Source organism: Vibrio sp. QJM3NY_21, assembly GCF_057785975.1.
On sequence record NZ_CM173514.1, the window covers coordinates 1,371,236 to 1,391,597 of the forward strand.

The following is a 20,362-nucleotide window of genomic DNA, read 5'->3' on the forward strand; positions in this document are numbered from 1 at the left end:
AAGCCAACGACAGGATTTAATTTAGAACATCAGCAAACCTACCCCTTAAATATATGTCTACCGCTATTGGTTCTATAATTTATAAAAGCCATCACAAATCCATATATATATTCTCGTTCGCCTTCGCTTCTTGATTATTTACCTAGGGCTTGTCTATGTTTGTCAAAAATATACGGCCCACTGGTACTTCCTGTGGCATTAATAAAAAGTTGGCTCTTAGCAAAACCAACACGCGCTTATACCGTAATTCTACGGTTTAGCTTCACGTTCTCGCCCCTTACACTGCGCGGTGGTTTGAAGCAGTGCAGCGTTCATAACAACTGCACATTGCTCTCATAACTATAAAAACGTAATCAAATTCAATCATTTTATTTAGAACGCTTTCGGAGATGTTGTGGCAAGTAACCTTTCACAATCAAGAGATACATGGGGATCAAAGCTTGGCTTTGTAATGGCAGCAGCAGGGTCTGCTGTTGGCCTTGGGAATATTTGGAAATTCCCCTATACCGCAGGTGAGAGTGGTGGTGGCGCCTTCGTTCTTATCTACTTAGCCTTTGTTATTTTCATTGGCTTTAGTGTCATGCTAACGGAATTTGCTATCGGTCGACATACACAAAAATCAGCAGTCGGTGCATTTAAAGCAACCGACCGACGCTGGACATTTACCGGCGTTATCAGCGTGGTAAGTGGCTTGTTAATTATGGGCTTTTACCCCGTTGTCGGTGGCTGGTCTATCGCTTACATCTACAAAGTGGCGACAGGCCTACTCAGCACTCCTGAGCTAATTGGAGATAGCTTTAGTGGTTTTATCTCAACCCCTGTAGAGCCATTAATGTGGATGAGTGTATACCTAACTCTAAACGTACTTATTGTGATGAAAGGTATTTCAGGCGGTATTGAAAAAGCAGGTAAAATCCTGATGCCAATGCTGTTCATGATCTTGGTTATCGTGTCTGTTAAAGGGTTATCTCTACCCGGTTCAAGCGCAGGTCTAACATTCTTGTTTAGTCCAGACTTTTCTAAAGTAGACAGCAACGTAGTACTTGCTGCACTCGGACAAGCCTTCTTCTCTTTGAGCCTAGCAACAGGTTGTATGATCACATACGGTAGCTACCTAAAGAAAAAAGAGAACCTAGTACAAACCACAGCAATGGTCGTTGCCATGGACAGCGGTGTTGCACTACTGGCTGGCATCGCAATGTTCCCTGCAATGTTTGCATTTGGTATAGAGCCAGCGGCAGGCCCAGGCTTGGTGTTTGTTGTTGTACCACAGCTCTTCGCCGAAATGGGTGGCGTGATCGGCTTACTATTCGCACTGCTTTTCTTCGTTGGTCTCAGCGTGGCTGCGCTTACTTCTTCAGTATCTCTATTAGAAGTTGCTGTTTCATACTTAATCGATGAAAAACAGATGACACGCTTTAAAGCGGTGTTGATATCAAGCATTACGATGATCAGTATGTGTACCCTTTCGTCGCTATCACTTGGTGGTATTGGCCCTAAGTTGTTCGATACTGGTGTATTCGATATCTTCGATCTGTTGACTGACAAGATCTTCTTAGCCGTTTGTGGCATGTTCATCTGTATCTTTGCGGGTTGGAGGTTGAACAAGAAAGATCTAGAAAATGAAATCACTAACAACGGTGAAATATCATTTCCTCTGTTTAACCTTTGGTACGGCTTGGTTAAATACGTCATTCCTTTTGCAATCGCAATCGTTGCTTTTATGGGCGTGAAGGCTGGTTTTGACAGTGGCAAAGGCGAAGTCATGTTAATGGGTATCGCATTTATCGCGTTCACCGCGGTGATATCTAAACGATTCTAATACCCGTTCCTGTTCGAACGATAACTTACTTAAGCCTGTCATCAGAGACAGGCTTTATTTTTGGCCTTCCATTCAATCCACCTCCCCTTTTAGATTCGTTCCAGATCATGTTTTCCTCTACTAAAAGTTATGACCCGTATTTTTACTGATTCGATCTCTTAACCAGGTACGTACTATCACGATAATCGTTCACCACTACTGTCGGTGAAACAACTCTGGCTCAAATTTTAACTACACACTTTAGGAAGCTTTATGAGTTTAATAACTATGCCTTTTGTCGACACTGGTTTCGACATTGGCCTACATGTTGTAGCAGCAGTAGTACTCATCGGTACTATTGTTGGAGCGCTCTATGCATTTTGGAAATTTCACGAATTGCCAATCCACCACGCAGACAAGAAAAAGCACGGTCAGATGGGGTTAGTTACCATACTCACCTGGATAGGATTCATCTGGCACTGGGTTTGGGTGCTTGCTGTAATCATTGCGTTTATCGATACAGAACAAAGCATACGTCGTATTCGTCATATTTGGCATGACACTACACCGACTCAAATGACAAAGGCAGGAGAATAACAATGTTAGAAGGTTTAGCTGTTTGGGCTTTGTTTATTTATTTGCTTCGCCTTGTAGGCATGCCTTGGACCAAACCATTTAAGATTTTTGCTTATGGTGGTGGTTCGTTCTGGCTTGTATTTGTTTGGGTTGGCCTAATTACTTGGGCACCAATGGATCTATCTGGCGGTTCTGTCGTGCAATCTCCGCATATTCAATTAAGACCAGGATCAACACGAATCACGGGGAATATTGAATCTCTTCACATCTCGCCGAATAGTGAGATCAAAAAGGGTCAATTAATTTACGAGCTTGACGATGACTCATACGTTAATGCCGTTGACAAAGCAAAAGCACAACTAGCGATTGCTAAGATGGGCCACAAAGCTGCTGTACAAGATATCAATATCGCAAAGACAAACTACCAAGCTTCGCTTGAAGACATTGAGATAATCAAGAACCAGATATCAGCAGCAAAACAAGACCTGACGCTAAAGCAACGTACGCTAAAGCGCTATGTTGACCAGAATGCAAAAGTAAAAAGTACGATTACCGAAAGCGTTCTTGACCAACAACGAACAGCCGTTGAAGTTGCGAAGAACCAGTTAACAATCATCGAATCTCAGTATCAAAAGTCTGAAATTACGGCAAATAAGAACCTAAATTTAATTGAAAAGTCACAAATTTCTATGACGAGCAAAGAGGCTGACCTTAAAAATAAGAGAGCAGCACTAGCCCAGTCAGAATGGGACTTGGCCCAAACAAAAATCTACGCACCAACGGATGGTTATGTAACCAACTTTATGGCACGTGAAGGTCAGTTTGTTGGCGCAATACCTCGCTTAAAAATGTACAGCGACGAAAAATTCGTCTTGATGCGAATTAACCATCAAGCGTTTAGAAACATCAAAGTAGGCCAAGAAGCTGAGTTTGCTACCGCGATTTATCCAGGGAAAGTATTTAACGCTCACGTAGAGGGTATTGTTGAAGCGACAGGTGAGTCTCAAGGTTCTTTGCTTGCTCGTGAAACAAACGTCCGTGCCACAACAGGAAAGAACGTCATGAACAAGCACCACTTTGTGCGTCTGCGTATCAACGAATCTGAAGGCTATGACATACCAGTGGGCGCCGTTGGACTCGCTTGGGTTAATGCAGAAAAGCCTATTCCATTCTTGAATTTCTTGAACGTCATTCGCGGCATCATTATCCGAATGAAAGCTCAGATTTACTTCATATATAGCATGTAAGACTATGAATAAATGCCATAAGATTTGTGATTTCATAGATGTTACGCATAGGAAAAAGAGTCAATTGATTCTATTCTCAGCATTCATTTATCTTGTTTTACGCTGCACTTATTAGTTAATTCACGATAACAAAACACATCAGAAACCCAGCAACCTTCCCCCTATAGGCTGCTGGGTTTCTTAACTTAATGAAAACTACACCTTCAGCGAACAAGGCTTTTGGCTAGGGCGTGTTGACCTTTCGTGGTTAAATTTTGTTCGAGATAAAAGCGTTTTAATCGCGGCGAGGGGGAAGTAGCCTAGTCACTCTAAGAAAATCCCCCTTAACAAAGAGTAAAACGCTTTTAGCCGAACCCTTCGGGCAGCGTTTGCTGGCCATTTCTACTACGTTATCGGCTTCTCATGTAGGCTAGCTACACATCGACGCCTCTGCCTTGTATAAATACCCAGCAACTCGCTGCAAAAATCAGCTCGAAAGATCAACACGCCCTAGTACTCTTCTCGAAATCACATTGTTTTCGGAACTTTCAATACTTGGAATTGATTCAATACAGAAAAAATACTGAATATCTCCAACCAGTCCTTCCTTACACTATCTGCAGTTTATTAATCCATGCCCTCAAAGCTAACCTGCAGGAAACCACCATGAGAAAAACGGCTCTCGCTTTACTTATCTTTTCAAATCTAGCCAATGCTAGTGGCACACTCATGCAAGAAGCGACCTATGCAAATGCAGGTGCCGCTGGCGCTGGCGACGGCGTTTATACCGAGACCGCTACTGCTGCGTATACGAACCCTGCAACCATGTCCCACATGGGTCAAAGCAAAACGACAGTTAATGCCATGGTTCTAGATCTGCATATGGATTACACCGATACGCCAGACCAAAACAATGGTAACTTTGGCAAAGCCCAAGGAGATGCAAGTGCACATACCGTTATGCCATCTATCGGTGTTTTCCATGTCACTCAATTAAACGAAGATGTCCACTTAGGCCTGATGTTTGGTTCTATTGGTGGCACAGCTGTTGAGTATGGGACAGACTGGGAAGGAGCTATTGGTTTAGACGAGGCCTTGGTGACAGCAGTTCAATTCAACCCTGCGTTGAGCTTTAAAGTGACAGATAAAGTGTCTATCGGCATCGGTGCTCAGCTTAACTACGGTATCCTAGAAGCAAAAACCTCTACGTTAGAAACGGATCTAGACGGCGACTTTGCATGGGGCTTTAACGCCGGTGCAATGTACCAAGAAGACGATTGGGCAGTAGGTCTAAGTTACCGCTCGAAACTAGAACACGAATTTGATGTGGATGTTACTTCAAATGTTGATAGATTAAACACTTTAAGTACTGATCTAATATTCCCGACTATCGTCGACCTAAGTGGTAGCTACAACCTCAATCCACAATTAGCTCTTTTGGGCTCGGTACAGTGGCACAAATGGAGTGACTACCCAGAAACGCCACTTTATGACAATGGCAGTGATAGCGCGCCAGTAGCTGTAGACCGCGACTGGGACGACGTTTGGAAGTTCGCCATCGGTACCGATTACCAACTGAACGCAAAATGGGCTCTAAAAGCAGGCTTCTCTTACGAGACGTCGCCACAAGATGACCCAACCAAGCAATGGGTTGACTTACCTGTTGGCGAACAATACCGCTATTCTGTGGGCGCTAGCACGCACTGGGACGACGTACGTATCGACATGTTCTATGAATTTGCTGACCTAGGTACTGTTGACATTGAAAGAACCAACGTTGATGTAACGGGTTCATTCGACGGCCATATTCACTTCATTGGTGCTAACATCACTTTCTAATGTTGCTCGCAGTAACTTCAAACGCTGAACTCTCGAGTTCAGCGTTTTACTCTCGGTGTTAGAAGCGGTAATCAATACCAATAGAGGCCGTCACTTCTTCGGAAGTTTCATCAATGCCGCGCTCATTTTGGATAGAAATCACATCGTATTTAAATTCAAACATGATGTTGAAGTCTTTGTCTTGAACCTTAGTTTTAATGCCTTGCAACCACATTAGATTAGCCACCTGCATTTCAGCACCACCGTATGATGAGCCAAGATTTATATTAAACACAGAGAAGTGGGTATCGTTCCAAGGGTGTAGCGCGTACATGTTAACTGAGCCTAAGTGAGCTTCTTCATTACCCTGTAGAGGCACACCTAGTCCATTCAATGTTGAGTATGCATCACCACCGTCGACATAGGTATAGTTCAGCGAAGGGAAGAACAAGGTGCCATCTTCACTGCCTAGAGGCAGCATATAGCCTGTGGTGTACATGTTAGCGGCGTCTTTTAGTTGGTAAACGTCAACATAGACACCACCAAAAGAATCAAAATGAGCAGCTCTCAATCGAGCATTCTCTGACTGAGTGTAATATTCAGCAAAACCAACGGTCTGGGATATATCACTCGTTAGCCCTGAAGCACCACCACCAGCAAGGAGCTTGAGCTCTCCTTCATCGTCTGAAAATACCGCCGCTCTCATGCTGCTGTTTCGAGGGTCCGCATCATGATACTCATGACTGCTTTTTTCAGAGTTTTGCTCTGCAAATACCGAAGTTGAAGCTAAAACTAATGCTGTGCTTATTAAAGAAAGAGAAGCTATTTTAATATTTTTCATTGTATACACCAAAACTGACACTTAAGAAGATGGTGCCACTATATGTAGATGACTATTTCCACGCTACTTATACGAAAAATAAGCATCACTTATTCTATCGATTAATAATGTTAAGCAGAGGCTAGGAATATTATGTACAAAAAATATAATGAACAGGTGAACCTAAATTATCTACGCGTGTTTGATGCTATTTATATTCATAGAAGCACCAAGTTAGCTGCATCGGCATTGGGTATTAGCCAGTCGGCGGTTAGCCAAACATTAGCGAAATTACGTGACTATACTGGCGACAAGTTATTTTATTCAGCCAATGGTCAATTACAGTCAACCCATAGAGCAGATGCTATTGGTTTGGGCTTAAATGAGCAACTCGATGCGTTAGACAATCGGATCTTTTCAGAGCTTTTTGAAGATCCAAGTGAATTCGATGGTGAGCTCACTATCGCAGTATCAAGTGTATTCCTTGAAGCTATGGCTACAGAATTAACTAGCTCGGTTGTGTTTAACTCATTTCCAAAAGCAAAACTGAATGTTACCACCTGGACAGATCGAACACTCACCGACATACAAAATGGCGATGTCCATATTGGGTTGAATTTCGGCCCAATTGACACTCCGAAATCGATCCGTTCCGTTGAGCTAACTTCCAGTGAACCCATTGTTATCATGAGAAAAGGCCACCCATGGTCTCATGGTAATTTCAAATTGGAACACTTTAACCATTATCCTACAGGAGGGATTCTTGTTCCTGGACTGACTAACTTTAACGCGATACTTGAACGTCGACATCCTGAGATTTTTGATTTCAAATACCGGTCTGCCAGTATGTCTGTTTTAACATGCCTCGCTGAGCACTCAGACATTCTAGCGATAACAGAGACGCTCTCAGCATCGATGTGTCCGAGCTCTATTGATTGCGTACAACCTGCATGGCTAACTGATTTAGCTCCTGAAAAAACGTATCATGCAATTTATTACCTAGAACGAAATCACAACCACCCTTTATATCGATTCTGTATCAATATTGTCCGTAACTCTCTTCAAGAGAAATTAGATATATTAAAAACAAAAACCGAAATTAACATATAGCCATTACGTATATTTACTGCTTACATGTGACTAAAAAAATGATAATGAAGTGGTGATTTTTAATATTTAAATAGATCATAGCAAATTATGACTCACTTTCTTAAACGCCACTTTATTTGCAGTATTTTTCTGCACAGTGTTTATTTTAGTTCCATTAAGGTCGTAATTCTTGATATAAATAAAATTGGACACCCACCATTGGTGATTAAATACTCTATGAAACGTGTACTCGTCACCACCTGTACCTATATCCGGGCTACTGGTACAAAAATTACAAGATCAGAAGACAGTAAGTGCCTAGGGTAATCAAGTCGAGTCATTCAAAGACCGTTTTTTAAGCGCTCAATATATTGCTTGGGCGTCAAACCTCGATGTTTCTTAAACATCCGATTAAAGCTCGCAACGTTGGTATAACCTAACCTCGTCGCGACTTCTTCCACTGGCACTGAATACACCAAGAGCTCTACAGCCACGTTGCTTAACGCATAACCCATAATTGTTGAGAAATTAACGCCAGCTTTATGCAATTTTCGCTGGAACTGCTGTTCAGATAAGCCGAGTAGACTGGAAACTTTATGCAGCGTTGGCAGGCCGAAATGGCGGCTGTAATTGATCATCTCGTAGGTCACCTTGTGCTCGTCCTCTGCGTCGGGCATGTTGAGATAGTTATCCAAGTCATGAAAATTCATCGCCAGATTTGTTTTACTATTCGATGGTGATTGATTGATGGATAACCTCGACTCACTAGGGATCCAAACTTCAGTGCGCGGCTGCCCCCACTGAATCGTGCAACCGAAATACTCTTGGTAAAGATCGACGTTATCTCGGTGGCCCGCAATTGATACCGCAACGGGTTTAAAATCATCACCCAAATATCGACGTAAAATCTTCATAATGAAAATTGCGACTCTTATCGAGTCATGCACTTTACCCGTTTCCGAGTACGCAGGGTTGTCGTAGCACCATTTAATCATTGTCCCTACCTGTGCACCATATAAGAAAGCACCCGACTGCAAACAATGAAGTCCGATGTTGACTCTACGGATCGTCGAAGCAAGATCATGCCCAGAAAAGAACCAATTAGTTAACGGGCCTAACCTTTCAATATCAACTCGATCAGCCAATTTCAAAATGATATCCGGATCATTGGTTTGTAATTCCAACAAGCCAAACCATTTGTCGACTTCACTAACTGGAATAAGGTTCATTGAATTATTAAATACAGACTTCGGAATACCCAAACTGTCCGCATTAACCATAGGATTCGTCACGGCGTGCCGATAGATTCCCAAAATCCCTAACGCTCTTAAGAAGTTACAATTACTCACTAATGGCAGTCCTTTATAAATCCAATGACAGATCAAATCATATAAATAGCATTATCGAAGTAATTAGTAAATTTACAACTTGTAAATCCTACACCCATCACACTCGGTGCATCATTTAACTTAGGGTTTATCAATGAGTTTAGTAAGTGTCCCATTTGTCGGAACCGGCGCCGATACCGCTCTACACGTAGTAGCAGGCGTTGTATTGATCGCAACTATCGCTGCTGCATGTTACGGATTCTGGCGTGTGCATGAATTACCAATCAATAAAGCTCACAGCAAAGAGCACCAACAACTCGGCTTAATCACCGCATTAACTTGGATTGGTTTTATCTGGCACTGGGTATGGGTACTCGCCGTCATCTTGGCCTTTGTTGATATGGAAAAAGCGATCATCAATCTGAGAGACACCTGGAAAGCGCCGACAAAGTCTGACGTTCAACCAGAACACAGTGATAAAAATGAGGAGAACCCAGCATGTTAGAAGGCTTAGCTATTTGGGCACTGTTCATTTACTTACTGAGATTGGTAGGTATGCCTTGGAACAAAGGCACCAAAGCGTTTGCTTACTTAGGTGGTACATCTTGGTTAATGTTCGTATGGGTTGGGTTAATCAACTTCACGCCGATGGATCTCTCGGGCGGTTCAGTTGTTCAATCTCCGCATATTCAATTACGTCCGGACTCAACAGCGGTCACAGGAAAAACCACCAAGGTTCACATCAGCCCAAACCAAGATGTGGTTGAAGGGCAACTTCTTTACGAAATTGATGACACCAAATATGTGATTGCGAGAGACAAAGCAAGCGTTCAGCTGGAGTCAACAAAAGTCGCTTTAGACACAGCTCGCCAAGAAGTCAGCATTGCTAAAATTAGCTACCAGTCGGCGCTAGAAGACATCAAAACATCTATTGCACAGATAGAGTCAGCAAAAACAGATCTAGTGCTGCAATCTAAGACCCTTGACCGGTACCAGAAACAAAACAGCGTCGTAGAACATACGATTACAGAAACTGACATCGACCAACAAACAGCAAAGGTTGACCTAGCAACTCACAATGTCACCACGCTGGAGTCACAACTCAGTAAAAAAGAAGTCGATGCCGAGAATGCGAAATTAAATATCCACAAAGCTGAAACCAATGTGAGCAAGAAGCAAACTGAGGTTGATTCTTCTAAGGCAACACTGGCGCAAGCACAATGGGATCTAAACAGCACCAAAGTCACTGCACCGACTGACGGCTTTGTAACGAACTTTATCCTTCGTGAGGGTCAGCGCGTTTCGATGATGCCTCGTATCCAGATGTATACCGAAGAGAAGTACGTATTGATGCGAGTCAATCACCAAGCGATTCGCAATGTTAAGGTGGGTCAGCCAGCAGAATTTTCGACCGCGGTATACCCGGGGAAAATATTCTCTGCAACCGTAGAAGGCATTGTTGAAGCGACGGGTGAGGCACAAGCTAGCTTATTAGGTATTGATGAACAGGTTCGCGTTACCACAGGCAGAAACCTCCAGAACAAACACCACTTTGTTCGCTTAAAAATTGACGAAGCGGAAGGTTACGATATTCCTGTCGGCTCCGTTGGGCTAGCTTGGGTAAGCGGTGAGAAGCCAATTGGCTTTATGGGCTTCCTAGACGTAATACGCGGGATTATCATTCGAATGAAATCTCAGTTGTACTTCTTTTACTCAATCTAACTTCAGTAACAAGTAAATCAATACAAAGCCAGTATGCCCTTAAAGCATGCTGGCTTTTTTAGGGAAGAACAAAGACGAGCTAGTACTAACTGTCGGCATAAAATACAAAATAGTTCTTATTACATAGCTTAGACAACCCATCCACATTTGCATAATGCATTTTCATTTTGCGAACTAATAATTTTAAAACGCGATAAATTAGCTTAAATACGCACCAAATTGCTATAAAACACCCCTTTTACGTCGTTTTAAAAGTTGGCACACTAACTGCAATGTATACAGTGACCCTTCTTAAGCCGAGGGTCACCTAGCCAACTGACGTTGTTAGTGAACCTTTGTTGTTCACGATATATATAGGCCAATTGCGAATATTGCGATTGGCCATTTTTTTGCCTGTCATTTAAGAAACATCGCCCGCCCAATATACAGACACCCATTCATAAATATAATAATCAATATTCATAGCCAACCATGAACAACAGATACCTGATGCGTTATAGAAAACGTTTTCTATTTATTTTAATTAAAACAACATAAAACATAACCTCATGTTTTATATTACTTTTAGTTCAACAACTGATACCACGCCGCCTTTATTGACAAAATTAGCATTGACTACGTAATTTATATCACCATAATGCGCACGTTTGCCTGCAATACGGCGACCGTTAAATTTAATTTTGATCATTTGCGGAGGTAAAAAATGGCTGCTGATAATAACTACAGTCTTGGGCCGGTTCCTACATCGGCTAGGAAAGGAGTCGCTTCACTCACCATGGTAATGCTTGGACTCACTTTCTTCTCTGCAAGTATGTGGACAGGTGGTTCACTCGGGACAGGTCTTTCATTCAACGATTTCTTTCTCGCGGTACTCATCGGTAACCTAATTCTCGGTATTTACACTTCTTTTCTTGGCTACATCGGCTCTTCTACTGGCCTCTCTACTCACCTCCTTGCTCGTTTCTCTTTCGGTACTAAAGGCTCATGGCTTCCTTCTGCTTTACTTGGTGGTACACAAGTCGGTTGGTTTGGTGTGGGCGTGGCAATGTTTGCCATTCCAGTTCAGAAAGCCACGGGCATTGATACCAACACCTTGATTATCGTATCTGGCTTGTTGATGACGGGTACAGTGTACTTCGGTATTAAAGCACTCATGGTGCTTTCAGCGATTGCGGTTCCTGCGATTGCGATTCTGGGTGGTTACTCAGTACTGACTGCGGTAGACAGTGTTGGCGGGCTAGAACAGCTACAACTGATTGAACCAGAAACACCAATGGACTTCTCTATGGCGCTAGCAATGGTTGTGGGTTCATTCGTCAGTGCGGGTACGTTAACTGCCGATTTCGTTCGTTTTGGTAAAAAACCAGCGAGCGCCGTGTTAATCACAATGGTCGCGTTCTTTATTGGTAACTCACTGATGTTTATCTTTGGTGCTGCAGGTGCAGCGGCAACTGGTCATGCTGACATTTCAGATGTCATGATCGCACAAGGTCTTCTGCTTCCAGCCATCATCGTTCTAGGCTTGAACATCTGGACAACCAATGAAAACGCACTTTATGCGTCAGGTCTTGGTTTATCCAACATCACTGGCCGCTCAAGTACTACAATGTCTATCATCAACGGCATCGTGGGTACGATTTTCGCGCTTTGGCTGTACAACAACTTCGTCGGTTGGTTAACCTTCCTTTCGCTGGCAATTCCACCCATTGGTGGGGTAATCATCGCCGACTTCTTTGCGAACCGTAAACGTTACAAAGATTTTGCAAAAGCAGAGTTCCAAACCGTTAACTGGGCTGGCATTATCGCGGTAGCGACAGGCGTTGCCGCTGGTCACTTCCTTCCTGGCATCGTTCCTTTGAATGCCGTGTTTGGTGGTGCGATCAGTTACCTCGTGCTTAACCCTCTATTGAATAAAAACGCTCTGAAATCTCAGGCCGCTTAAGGACACACTATGACAACCTTATTAATCAAGAACGCGAAGCTTCAAGACCAAGATGGCTTGAAACAAATCCTGATTGAAAATGGTCAATTTTCTCGCATTCTCGATAATGACGCGCCAATCAATCATCAAGGCGAGATCCTTGATGCTGAAGGTGGCATTGCAGTTTCTCCTTTCTGTGAACCGCATATTCACCTAGATACTACGCAAACGGCGGGAGAACCTAATTGGAACATCTCTGGTACTTTGTTTGAAGGTATTGAGCGTTGGGCTGAGCGTAAAGAACTGCTAACGATTGAAGACGTAAAATCTCGTGCGAAACAAACACTGAAATGGCAGATTGCCAACGGCGTTCAACACGTACGTACTCACGTCGACGTGTCTGACCCAACATTAGTCGCTTTAAAAGCGATGGTTGAAGTTCGCGAAGAGATGAAAGAGTGGGTCGATATCCAGATCGTTGCATTCCCTCAGGAAGGTATTCTTTCATACCCTAACGGCAAAGAGTTGCTTGAAGAAGCCGTGAAAATTGGTGCTGACGTTATTGGTGCTATCCCTCACTTCGAATTCACTCGTGAGTACGGTATTGAATCTCTGCACTATGCGTTTGAGCTTGCTCGCAAGTACGACTGTCTGATCGACGTTCACTGTGATGAAATCGATGACGAGCAATCTCGCTTCGTTGAAACACTGGCAGCCCTTGCTCATAAATTCGACATGGGTGATAAGGTAACGGCAAGCCATACTACAGCAATGGGTTCTTACAATGGTGCTTACGCATCTCGCCTATTCCGTCTATTAAAGATGTCTGGCATTAACTTCGTGGCAAACCCGTTAGTGAACATCCACTTACAAGGCCGTTTCGACGACTACCCGAAACGTCGTGGTGTGACTCGTGTTAAAGAGATGCTAGCGGCTAATATCAATGTGTGTTTCGGCCATGATGATGTGTTTGACCCATGGTACCCGCTGGGTACAGCGAATATGCTTCAAGTTCTGCACATGGGACTGCACGTAACACAAGTTATGGGCTACGACCAAATCAATACCTCTCTTGATTTAATCAGCAAGAACTCAGCTCGTACATTGAACATCCAAGACAACTACGGTATTGAGGAAGGTAAGCCAGGAAGCCTGCTAATTCTTCCTGCTGACGATGGCTTTGATGCCGTGCGCCGCCAAGTACCAGTGCAGTACTCTATCCGCCACGGCAAGGTAATCGCAGAGACTCAACCAGCGAAAACAAAAATTAATTTAGATAAAACTGAAGATATCAACTTCAAACGATAATATCGTCTATACTAATGATGAAAAGGAGGCTTAGGCTTCCTTTTTACTTTGTCATGGCGTGTGATTTTATAAAACTATCAGCTATTTCAGGTGGTTTTGTTAACGAGCACAACATGACAAAAAAACTCGCTGATTTCTCAATCAATGAGTGTACAACCGGAAAGACTGTGTTAACATGCACTCGCTCTGTTAGCCGGAGTTATTTAAGTTAGATGAATAGTAAAAAATGACATGTAAAATCGTTACCCGTTTTTGTAAGTAGTTTTTCCTTATTTCTTAGCAACATTAAATAATTCAATTATCAGCGCATTGCAGTAATGCAATCAACAATTTAGAAAATTTATGAATAAGGGACAAATTATGTCTAACACAAATACTGGCACTGTAAAATGGTTTAACGAAGAGAAAGGTTTCGGTTTCATTTCTCAAGACAACGGCGGTGCTGACGTATTCGTACACTTCCGTGCAATCGCTTCAGAAGGTTTCAAAACTCTGAAAGAAGGCCAAAAGGTTTCTTTCGAAGTTGAAAACGGTCAAAAAGGCCTACAAGCAGCAAACGTTGTTGCTCAATAATTAGCTTTTAGCTAAAAAGAATTTTAAAGCGCTGATTTTTATCGGCGCTTTTTTGTATCTGCTCATCAATGTTTTCACCCTTTCCCTCTCTCGATTCAAATTTCTGCGTTACTTCTCCAATCGATTCTGAAATCACAGTTCTCTCCCAGACTAAGGTTTTAATAAAAAACTTAACCTATGTTCCATAGTGAATAACCAAAAATATGGTTAAAGAACAATCCATTAGACACCATTTATGAATACGCAATCGATATTCATAATAAAAATGAGTTATTTATCCAATCCTCATCGATTAATCATATAATTTTTAAAGCAAAGACCTGCGAAATCCGCTAACCTTGTCCACAAGTGGCTTGAGTTAGTTTGGTATCTGCAGTAAAAATAATGAAAAAAGACGAATTCCAGAAATCCACCGCTAATCTAAAAAAAGCGGTACCTCTTATGATGAAGAACAGAGTGTCTACCACACCTGCAAATTACGCACTTTGGTACACCTATGTCGATAATGCTATCCCACAGCTAACTAAAGACATGGATGGTGTTTTAGAACACTACGGCATTTGCCCTCCAGCCGTTGGTGAGCAGCTTTACAACAATTACGTTGCGAGCAAATCTGAAACCAATATCAACGATCTTCGCGCTAACCTAGAACTGTTAGTTTCTGAAGTTTCGAATTCAATGAATGATACTCTCACCGATACCTCCGCTTTTTCCGACATGATCGATAAAAGCTTCGAGGATTTGGCTCGTGTTGATAATGAAAGTCTATCGATCGACGAAGTCATGTCGTTGGTTCGTCAGTTGGTTTCTGAGTCTCGTCATATTCGTCACTCTACTCAGTTTTTAAACTCTCAGTTGAACTCTGCAACGTCAGAAATCACCAAGCTAAAAACCCAATTAGTAGAAGTGCAGAAAGATGCGCTCTTTGACAGTACAACGACACTCTATAACCGACGCTCTCTAGATCGTGATTTGGAAACATTATGCGAAGCCAAACAGTCACTATGTCTCATCCTTCTCGATATAGACCATTTTAAAAATTTCAATGACACCTATGGCCACTTGTTTGGCGATATGGTTCTTAAAGGGATAGCTCGCAAGCTGAAGCTAAGTTGTCGTGAGGGTATTTCTGCGTATCGATTTGGTGGTGAAGAGTTCGCACTCATCGTGCCAAACAAGTCTTTGCGTATTGCTCGTCAGCTCGCAGATACTAATCGACGCTCTCTAGAAAAGCTGTCTATTAAAGATCGTCGCAGTGGTCAACAAGTCGGTAGTATCACCGCATCGTTTGGTGTCGCTGAACTTGAGCCCGGTGAGTCGGCGCAATCACTGATCGAACGAGCTGATAAGTTACTTTACGAAGCGAAATCACTTGGCCGCAACCGAGTCATGCCTCTTTAAGGTTTCACAGCTGGTTCTGCTCAATGAGAAACCGTGAACGCGAATTGATATACATTTAAAAAACAACAAAAAGCCCCAAAGACTAACTAGTACATTAATCTTTGGGGCTTTTTCGTTGGCTATGTGTATCGGCTTAGTACTTACTGGGGTCAAACCCTCCAGCGTTCCAAACCTTATTTCATACGACTAAAGCTGGTAGCAATAATTCAGGCAGTAATCTTCACCACTCTTTGCTCTGAACTCTTTATCTTCGCTGCATGCCTTTGGTTTGCCCTTTGCATCACCTTGAATCAAGCTGATCCAGTGGCGCATTGCTGCAATGGTCTCTTCGCGCATTGTGGTGGTTGCTTCCACTGGCGATTGACCGAACGTGGTGCATGATTCTAACTGAATATCATCGATCTCTACCAATTCAATACACCCTGTCCCTTTATGACATCCAAACATCACTTCTAAGTGACTGCCACTGCCATCTCGGAACAAGATAGAGTCTGGGTCATTCTTCTCACCCATGTACGCTACAAACTGTTTAGGGTGCTTTAGGCCGCTGTGCTGACCATCTTTAAAGTAAGCCATGATATGGCGGTAATCAACTACGTAGCTGGTTACGTCTTGATGTGAACCATTCTCTAGTGGGAACAGTCGATCAAGCAGCTGTTTTGCTTTCACTTGCTTCTCTGTTTGCTGGTTGGCACTGATTGTCTCCACGGCAAAGACAGCTTCAGCGATAAATGGTTTTGATTGTTTTTGGATTTCTGTTTTATCGAATGTAAGCATATTCATAGTCTTTCCCTCTTGACTAGCCCGGTGATAACCACCGATTTCTACAGCAAAAATGTGTCCTAGAGCAATTATTCCAAACTAACGTTTAACTTATTTGTCATTTTGTGAATTGCTTAGTTTGTAGATTAGCGCTTTTTTACATACAATTTCACAACAAAAATTTTACAATGTGAATTTTACAAATATGGCCTTGTCAAAAAGTTTAGTTCGTCAGTCTCATTTCCTAGGTACGAAAATACGTAACCTAAGAAAACGTAACCATTTAACGATGGAAGATCTGTCTGCGCGTTGTATTCGAATCAACCCAGAATACGCACCTTCCGTTTCTTACCTTTCAATGATTGAACGCGGAAAGCGTGTGCCAAGTATCGACATGCTGGAAGTGATTGCGCAGGTTTTTCAGAAGACCCCAACGTGGTTCCTCGACGACGAATCAGAACAACAAGCCATTGCACCTGACAAAGGGAATCGTGGTGGGATAAGTGGCATGGCACTCGAGCCTAGCTTTCTTTTCTCCAACGACATCCTGCAGATTGCGATTCCTGAAATGCTGTCACAAACGGGGATCTCTGGCCGTCAGTTTGCTCACCTCTTGATTAGGGCACACCAAGAAAGCAACCAGAACCACTTCCCTGACCTTGAGCGCGCCGCAGAGGAGGTTGGCCTAAAACGTCTTAACCTGAGCGTAGAAGACCTTATAGACATCGCTAGAACCCTTGGTATTAATATCCGCTGGGTTACGCGCACGCCGCAGGACGTGGTTGACGAGCTAGGAATCAATGCCAAGCAACTGGTTACTTCATTCTTTGAGCCTCCCGGTACGATCTTTTTAAACGAAATTCTCAAAGAGTACCCCACTCGTCTGAAATACGATCTCTCGGTTTATATCGGCCATTGCATTCTGCATAGCAAAGAAGGGTTAAAGAGTGTGTTGTCGGTCGGTAACAACAACACATGGGATGACAACCAGATTTCAGGCTCTTCACAGCTGAACTCTCAAGACATTCTGCAAGCGTGGCGAGACTTTGAATCCAGTTTCTTTGCAGGAGCACTTCTGTGCCCTAAAGTCCCGTTTAGACAGCTGCTTGACCGCACAGGTTACGAAATAGACGTTCATAAGAGAGCGGGGGTTTCCCCCTCTGTTGCGATGCGTAGAATGACGGTAGTATCGCCCTACCCTCACTGGCACTACTTTGATGCTTATGGGCCGGGGAAGCTCAAGGCGGTATACCGCGGGAACGGGATTCCACTGCCTTGGGGGAATATGAGAACGGTCGCTGACCCATGTCAACATTGGGCTGTATTCCGTCGATTGTCAGAACCTCAGGCAGGTAGCTCAGCTCAGATCTCCATTTTAAATGTGGGAGATGAGCCAAGAATCTATTGCTGTGAATCCATCAATATGACGGATCCTGCGGGTAACAATCGTGTGTTGTGTGCTGGTATAGACTTAAACCCAGCGATTGATGCTCAAGGCGGTAATTCAAGAGATATAGCAGAGCAGCTTAAGGCGTCATGCGTCAACAATGGTGGCTCTGTGGTAATCCCGCGTAACATCAAGAAAGATCTCACGACAATAGCCAAGATTCTAAATATAAATTGGATTGAACGTGGGATTGAGACAGAGGCTAGGCTTATCTGCTCCAGAGGTGGAGAGTGCCCTCGTCAACCAAGCTGTTACTCGAAGTGTGGTGAGTAAAAAAGTAAAACCAACAAGTAGAACTCAAAATTCAGGCAAAAAAAAACCAACCACAATAAAGGTGATTGGTCATATATTTTGTGTGAACAATATGGGTTCACTAACAACGTCAGTTGGCTAGGTGACCCTCGGCTTAAGAAGGGTCACCATTACTAATGCAGCATACGTGCCAACTTTTAAAACACGTATTTACTAAGCATCTGAACACGTATTGTCCGTAAATCCCTGCTTGTTTTGCAAACTGGAATTGCAAATTGCAAAGATCCACAAAAACGCTAGTGATTATGTTGTTATTAATAAATCATTAACGAATCATTACCTTTCCTCTCAATAGCGTATTTCTTCTTGATTCAGTAGTTTTTGCAGCCAAGAAATCACTTCTAATTCGCAAAATAATACCCATAAAAAAACGCGAACATTGAAATTCAATATTCGCGCTTATTCGAGTTAAATTGCAGAAATTCGCTACGCTAATAAACGAGAACCTTTTAAAAAAGTAATTCTCGTTACTGAAACGCTACAAAGCTACCTTATCAACCTTTCGGTCTACCAAAGAGCTACTATTTCTGAGGTGCAGGCTTAGAACGGCTTCTAGATGGTGAAGGCTTGTTCCCTGTAGGCTTATTACCTGCTGGTTTGCTCGAGCCATTACCGCCACCGAAACCAGACTTCTTAGGTTTACCTGCACCAGCTGGCTTACCAGAACTATTCGTAGAAGGCTTGTTTGCCGCATTGCCACGCTTATAGTTACTGCCATTATTTCTTAAAGATTTATCATCACCCGCAACTGTTGAGTTGCTGTCAGAAGCTTTGTTGCCTGAATTAGGCTTGTTCGCATTAGGCTTACGCTTAGGAGCAGAACCTGAACCAGAGACATGACGCTTGTTCTTACCTGCTGGTTTGTGCCCGCGAGCATTCTCACCAGAACGTTGACCATCAGAGTGTTCACGTGTCTTTTTCGGCTTCTTAGGCTTAATCGGACGCGAATCCAAACGAGATTCAGGCAGTTTGTTTACAGGTGCAAAACCTTCAAGTTCACGGCGCTCAAGCACTTGCTGAATAAGGCGCTCGATACCAAACAGTTCACCCACTTCATCAGCACAAACCAATGAAATTGCCTTACCCACTTCACCAGCACGGCCAGTACGACCAATACGGTGAACGTAATCTTCTGATACGTTTGGAAGGTCGAAATTCACTACTTGAGGCAGTTGCGGAATATCGATACCACGCGCTGCAATATCTGTCGCCACTAATACTCGGACTTTACCCGTTTTGAAGTTCTCTAGGGCTTTCGTACGCGCGCCTTGGCTCTTGTTACCATGAATAGGAGCCGCTGAGATGCCTTGCTCGTCAAGGAAGTGTGAAAGCTTGTTTGCACCATGTTTCGTTTTGCTAAACACAAGCACTTGTCGCCAATCATTATCTTTGATCAGCTTCGCTAGCATTGCGCTTTTTTTCTTTTTATCTACTGGGTAGATGCTTTGCTCAACGGTTGGTGCTGTTGAGTTCGCAGGGCTTACCGAGATTTCAACTGGGTTGTTTACTAAGCCTTTCGCCAAGCCACGAATATCATCAGAGAACGTCGCTGAGAACAGTAGGTTCTGGCGCTTTTTAGGTAGAAAAGCCAAGATCTTACGGATATCGCGAATGAAGCCCATGTCTAGCATGCGGTCAGCTTCATCTAGCACTAGAATTTCTAGTTGATCAAAACGCACAGCATTTTGGTTGTATAGGTCAAGTAGACGACCCGGTGTTGCTACCAGTACATCACTACCTTTACGCAGTTTTTGCATCTGAGGGTTAATTTTCACACCACCAAACACCACCGTAGAAGTAAGAGGTAAGTTAATACCGTACTTCACTACGCTGCCATTCACTTGCGCAGCAAGCTCACGGGTTGGTGTTAGCACTAGCGCACGTACTTGGTTCTGACGTACGCGAGGGCCTTTTGACAACATTTCAAGAATAGGTAGCGTGAAGCCTGCAGTTTTACCTGTACCTGTTTGAGCAGCGGCCATAACATCTTTGCCCGTTAGGACAGCAGGTACGGCTTTCTCTTGTATTGGTGATGGCTTATCGTAACCTTGTGCTTCAATAGCTTTAAGGATCGGTTCAGAAAGGCCCAGGGAGGTAAAACTCATAGATTATTTTCTCAGTTGAATAACATTTAGTATGAGCAACGCGCAGAAAGAAGTCGTTGCTACAGCTTTCGCTCATCAATTAGATTGATAAGGAGCAAAGCGCGGTATTCTGAGGCTTTTCCCCACATTCAGCAACTAAATTCTAATCACAGC

General features: G+C 43.2%; 17 protein-coding genes. 12 read left to right on the plus strand and 5 right to left on the minus strand.

The window, feature by feature from the left end:
* The first annotated feature begins 394 nt into the window (after positions 1-394).
* The 4 genes from AC3CID_RS21625 to AC3CID_RS21640 all read left to right on the plus strand — a co-directional run bounded on the left by AC3CID_RS21625 (position 395) and on the right by AC3CID_RS21640 (position 5,442).
* Entirely contained in the window at positions 395-1,822 is a 1,428-nt protein-coding gene (locus tag AC3CID_RS21625) for a sodium-dependent transporter (protein WP_488527438.1), read from the plus strand.
* Positions 1,823-2,074: 252 nt separating this feature from the next.
* Positions 2,075-2,398: an MFS transporter gene (locus AC3CID_RS21630; RefSeq protein ID WP_065205853.1), complete on the plus strand. Its 324-nt coding sequence runs from the start codon at positions 2,075-2,077 to the stop codon at positions 2,396-2,398.
* A gap of 2 nt (positions 2,399-2,400) precedes the next feature.
* Entirely contained in the window at positions 2,401-3,624 is a 1,224-nt protein-coding gene (locus AC3CID_RS21635) for an HlyD family secretion protein (protein ID WP_237289306.1), read from the plus strand.
* Positions 3,625-4,269: 645 nt separating this feature from the next.
* Complete coding sequence (locus AC3CID_RS21640; protein WP_372243478.1) at positions 4,270-5,442, plus strand: OmpP1/FadL family transporter; 1,173 nt, start codon at positions 4,270-4,272, stop codon at positions 5,440-5,442.
* A gap of 58 nt (positions 5,443-5,500) precedes the next feature.
* On the opposite strand, the gene AC3CID_RS21645 is transcribed toward AC3CID_RS21640, so the two are convergent.
* Positions 5,501-6,262: a hypothetical protein gene (locus AC3CID_RS21645; RefSeq protein ID WP_171327983.1), complete on the minus strand. Its 762-nt coding sequence runs from the start codon at positions 6,260-6,262 to the stop codon at positions 5,501-5,503.
* Positions 6,263-6,394: 132 nt separating this feature from the next.
* Between AC3CID_RS21645 and AC3CID_RS21650 the strand changes: the two genes are divergently transcribed.
* Positions 6,395-7,351 carry a LysR family transcriptional regulator gene (locus AC3CID_RS21650; protein ID WP_341633955.1) on the plus strand — a complete coding sequence of 319 codons (957 nt, stop codon included), beginning with the start codon at positions 6,395-6,397 and terminating at the stop codon, positions 7,349-7,351.
* A 320-nt stretch (positions 7,352-7,671) separates the two neighbouring features.
* Here the strand turns inward: AC3CID_RS21650 and AC3CID_RS21655 are convergent, their stop codons facing one another.
* Positions 7,672-8,679 (minus strand): AraC family transcriptional regulator, encoded by a 1,008-nt coding sequence (locus AC3CID_RS21655; RefSeq protein WP_114635580.1) that lies wholly within the window; start codon positions 8,677-8,679, stop codon positions 7,672-7,674.
* A gap of 133 nt (positions 8,680-8,812) precedes the next feature.
* Between AC3CID_RS21655 and AC3CID_RS21660 the strand changes: the two genes are divergently transcribed.
* The 5 genes from AC3CID_RS21660 (at position 8,813) to cspE (ending at position 14,182) form a co-directional block, all read left to right on the plus strand.
* Positions 8,813-9,163, plus strand: a complete 351-nt coding sequence (locus tag AC3CID_RS21660; protein WP_108208668.1) for an MFS transporter — start codon at positions 8,813-8,815, stop codon at positions 9,161-9,163.
* The gene (locus tag AC3CID_RS21665) at positions 9,157-10,380 is read left to right on the plus strand and encodes an HlyD family secretion protein (protein WP_114635582.1); all 1,224 of its coding nucleotides are present in this window, start codon (positions 9,157-9,159) and stop codon (positions 10,378-10,380) included. Before AC3CID_RS21660 ends, AC3CID_RS21665 begins: the two co-directional genes overlap by 7 nt.
* 703 nt (positions 10,381-11,083) lie before the next feature.
* Complete coding sequence (gene codB, locus AC3CID_RS21670) at positions 11,084-12,322, plus strand: cytosine permease (RefSeq protein WP_488527439.1); 1,239 nt, start codon at positions 11,084-11,086, stop codon at positions 12,320-12,322.
* 9 nt (positions 12,323-12,331) lie between these two features.
* Positions 12,332-13,609 carry a cytosine deaminase gene (locus AC3CID_RS21675; RefSeq protein ID WP_488527440.1) on the plus strand — a complete coding sequence of 426 codons (1,278 nt, stop codon included), beginning with the start codon at positions 12,332-12,334 and terminating at the stop codon, positions 13,607-13,609.
* A gap of 360 nt (positions 13,610-13,969) precedes the next feature.
* Positions 13,970-14,182, plus strand: a complete 213-nt coding sequence (gene cspE / locus AC3CID_RS21680) for a transcription antiterminator/RNA stability regulator CspE (protein ID WP_004730009.1) — start codon at positions 13,970-13,972, stop codon at positions 14,180-14,182.
* A 7-nt stretch (positions 14,183-14,189) separates the two neighbouring features.
* On the opposite strand, the gene AC3CID_RS21685 is transcribed toward cspE, so the two are convergent.
* Entirely contained in the window at positions 14,190-14,318 is a 129-nt protein-coding gene (locus AC3CID_RS21685) for a hypothetical protein (protein WP_267136161.1), read from the minus strand.
* Positions 14,319-14,566: 248 nt separating this feature from the next.
* On the opposite strand from AC3CID_RS21685, the gene AC3CID_RS21690 reads away from it, so the two are divergent.
* Entirely contained in the window at positions 14,567-15,583 is a 1,017-nt protein-coding gene (locus AC3CID_RS21690; protein ID WP_237300394.1) for a GGDEF domain-containing protein, read from the plus strand.
* 186 nt (positions 15,584-15,769) lie between these two features.
* On the opposite strand, the gene AC3CID_RS21695 is transcribed toward AC3CID_RS21690, so the two are convergent.
* Positions 15,770-16,366 (minus strand): aldolase/citrate lyase/malate synthase family protein, encoded by a 597-nt coding sequence (locus AC3CID_RS21695; protein ID WP_054547138.1) that lies wholly within the window; start codon positions 16,364-16,366, stop codon positions 15,770-15,772.
* A gap of 169 nt (positions 16,367-16,535) precedes the next feature.
* On the opposite strand from AC3CID_RS21695, the gene AC3CID_RS21700 reads away from it, so the two are divergent.
* Entirely contained in the window at positions 16,536-18,065 is a 1,530-nt protein-coding gene (locus AC3CID_RS21700; RefSeq protein WP_488527441.1) for a DUF3612 domain-containing protein, read from the plus strand.
* 560 nt (positions 18,066-18,625) lie between these two features.
* Here the strand turns inward: AC3CID_RS21700 and AC3CID_RS21705 are convergent.
* Positions 18,626-20,209 (minus strand): DEAD/DEAH box helicase, encoded by a 1,584-nt coding sequence (locus AC3CID_RS21705; RefSeq protein ID WP_054543020.1) that lies wholly within the window; start codon positions 20,207-20,209, stop codon positions 18,626-18,628.
* Between the last annotated feature and the right edge of the window lie 153 nt (positions 20,210-20,362).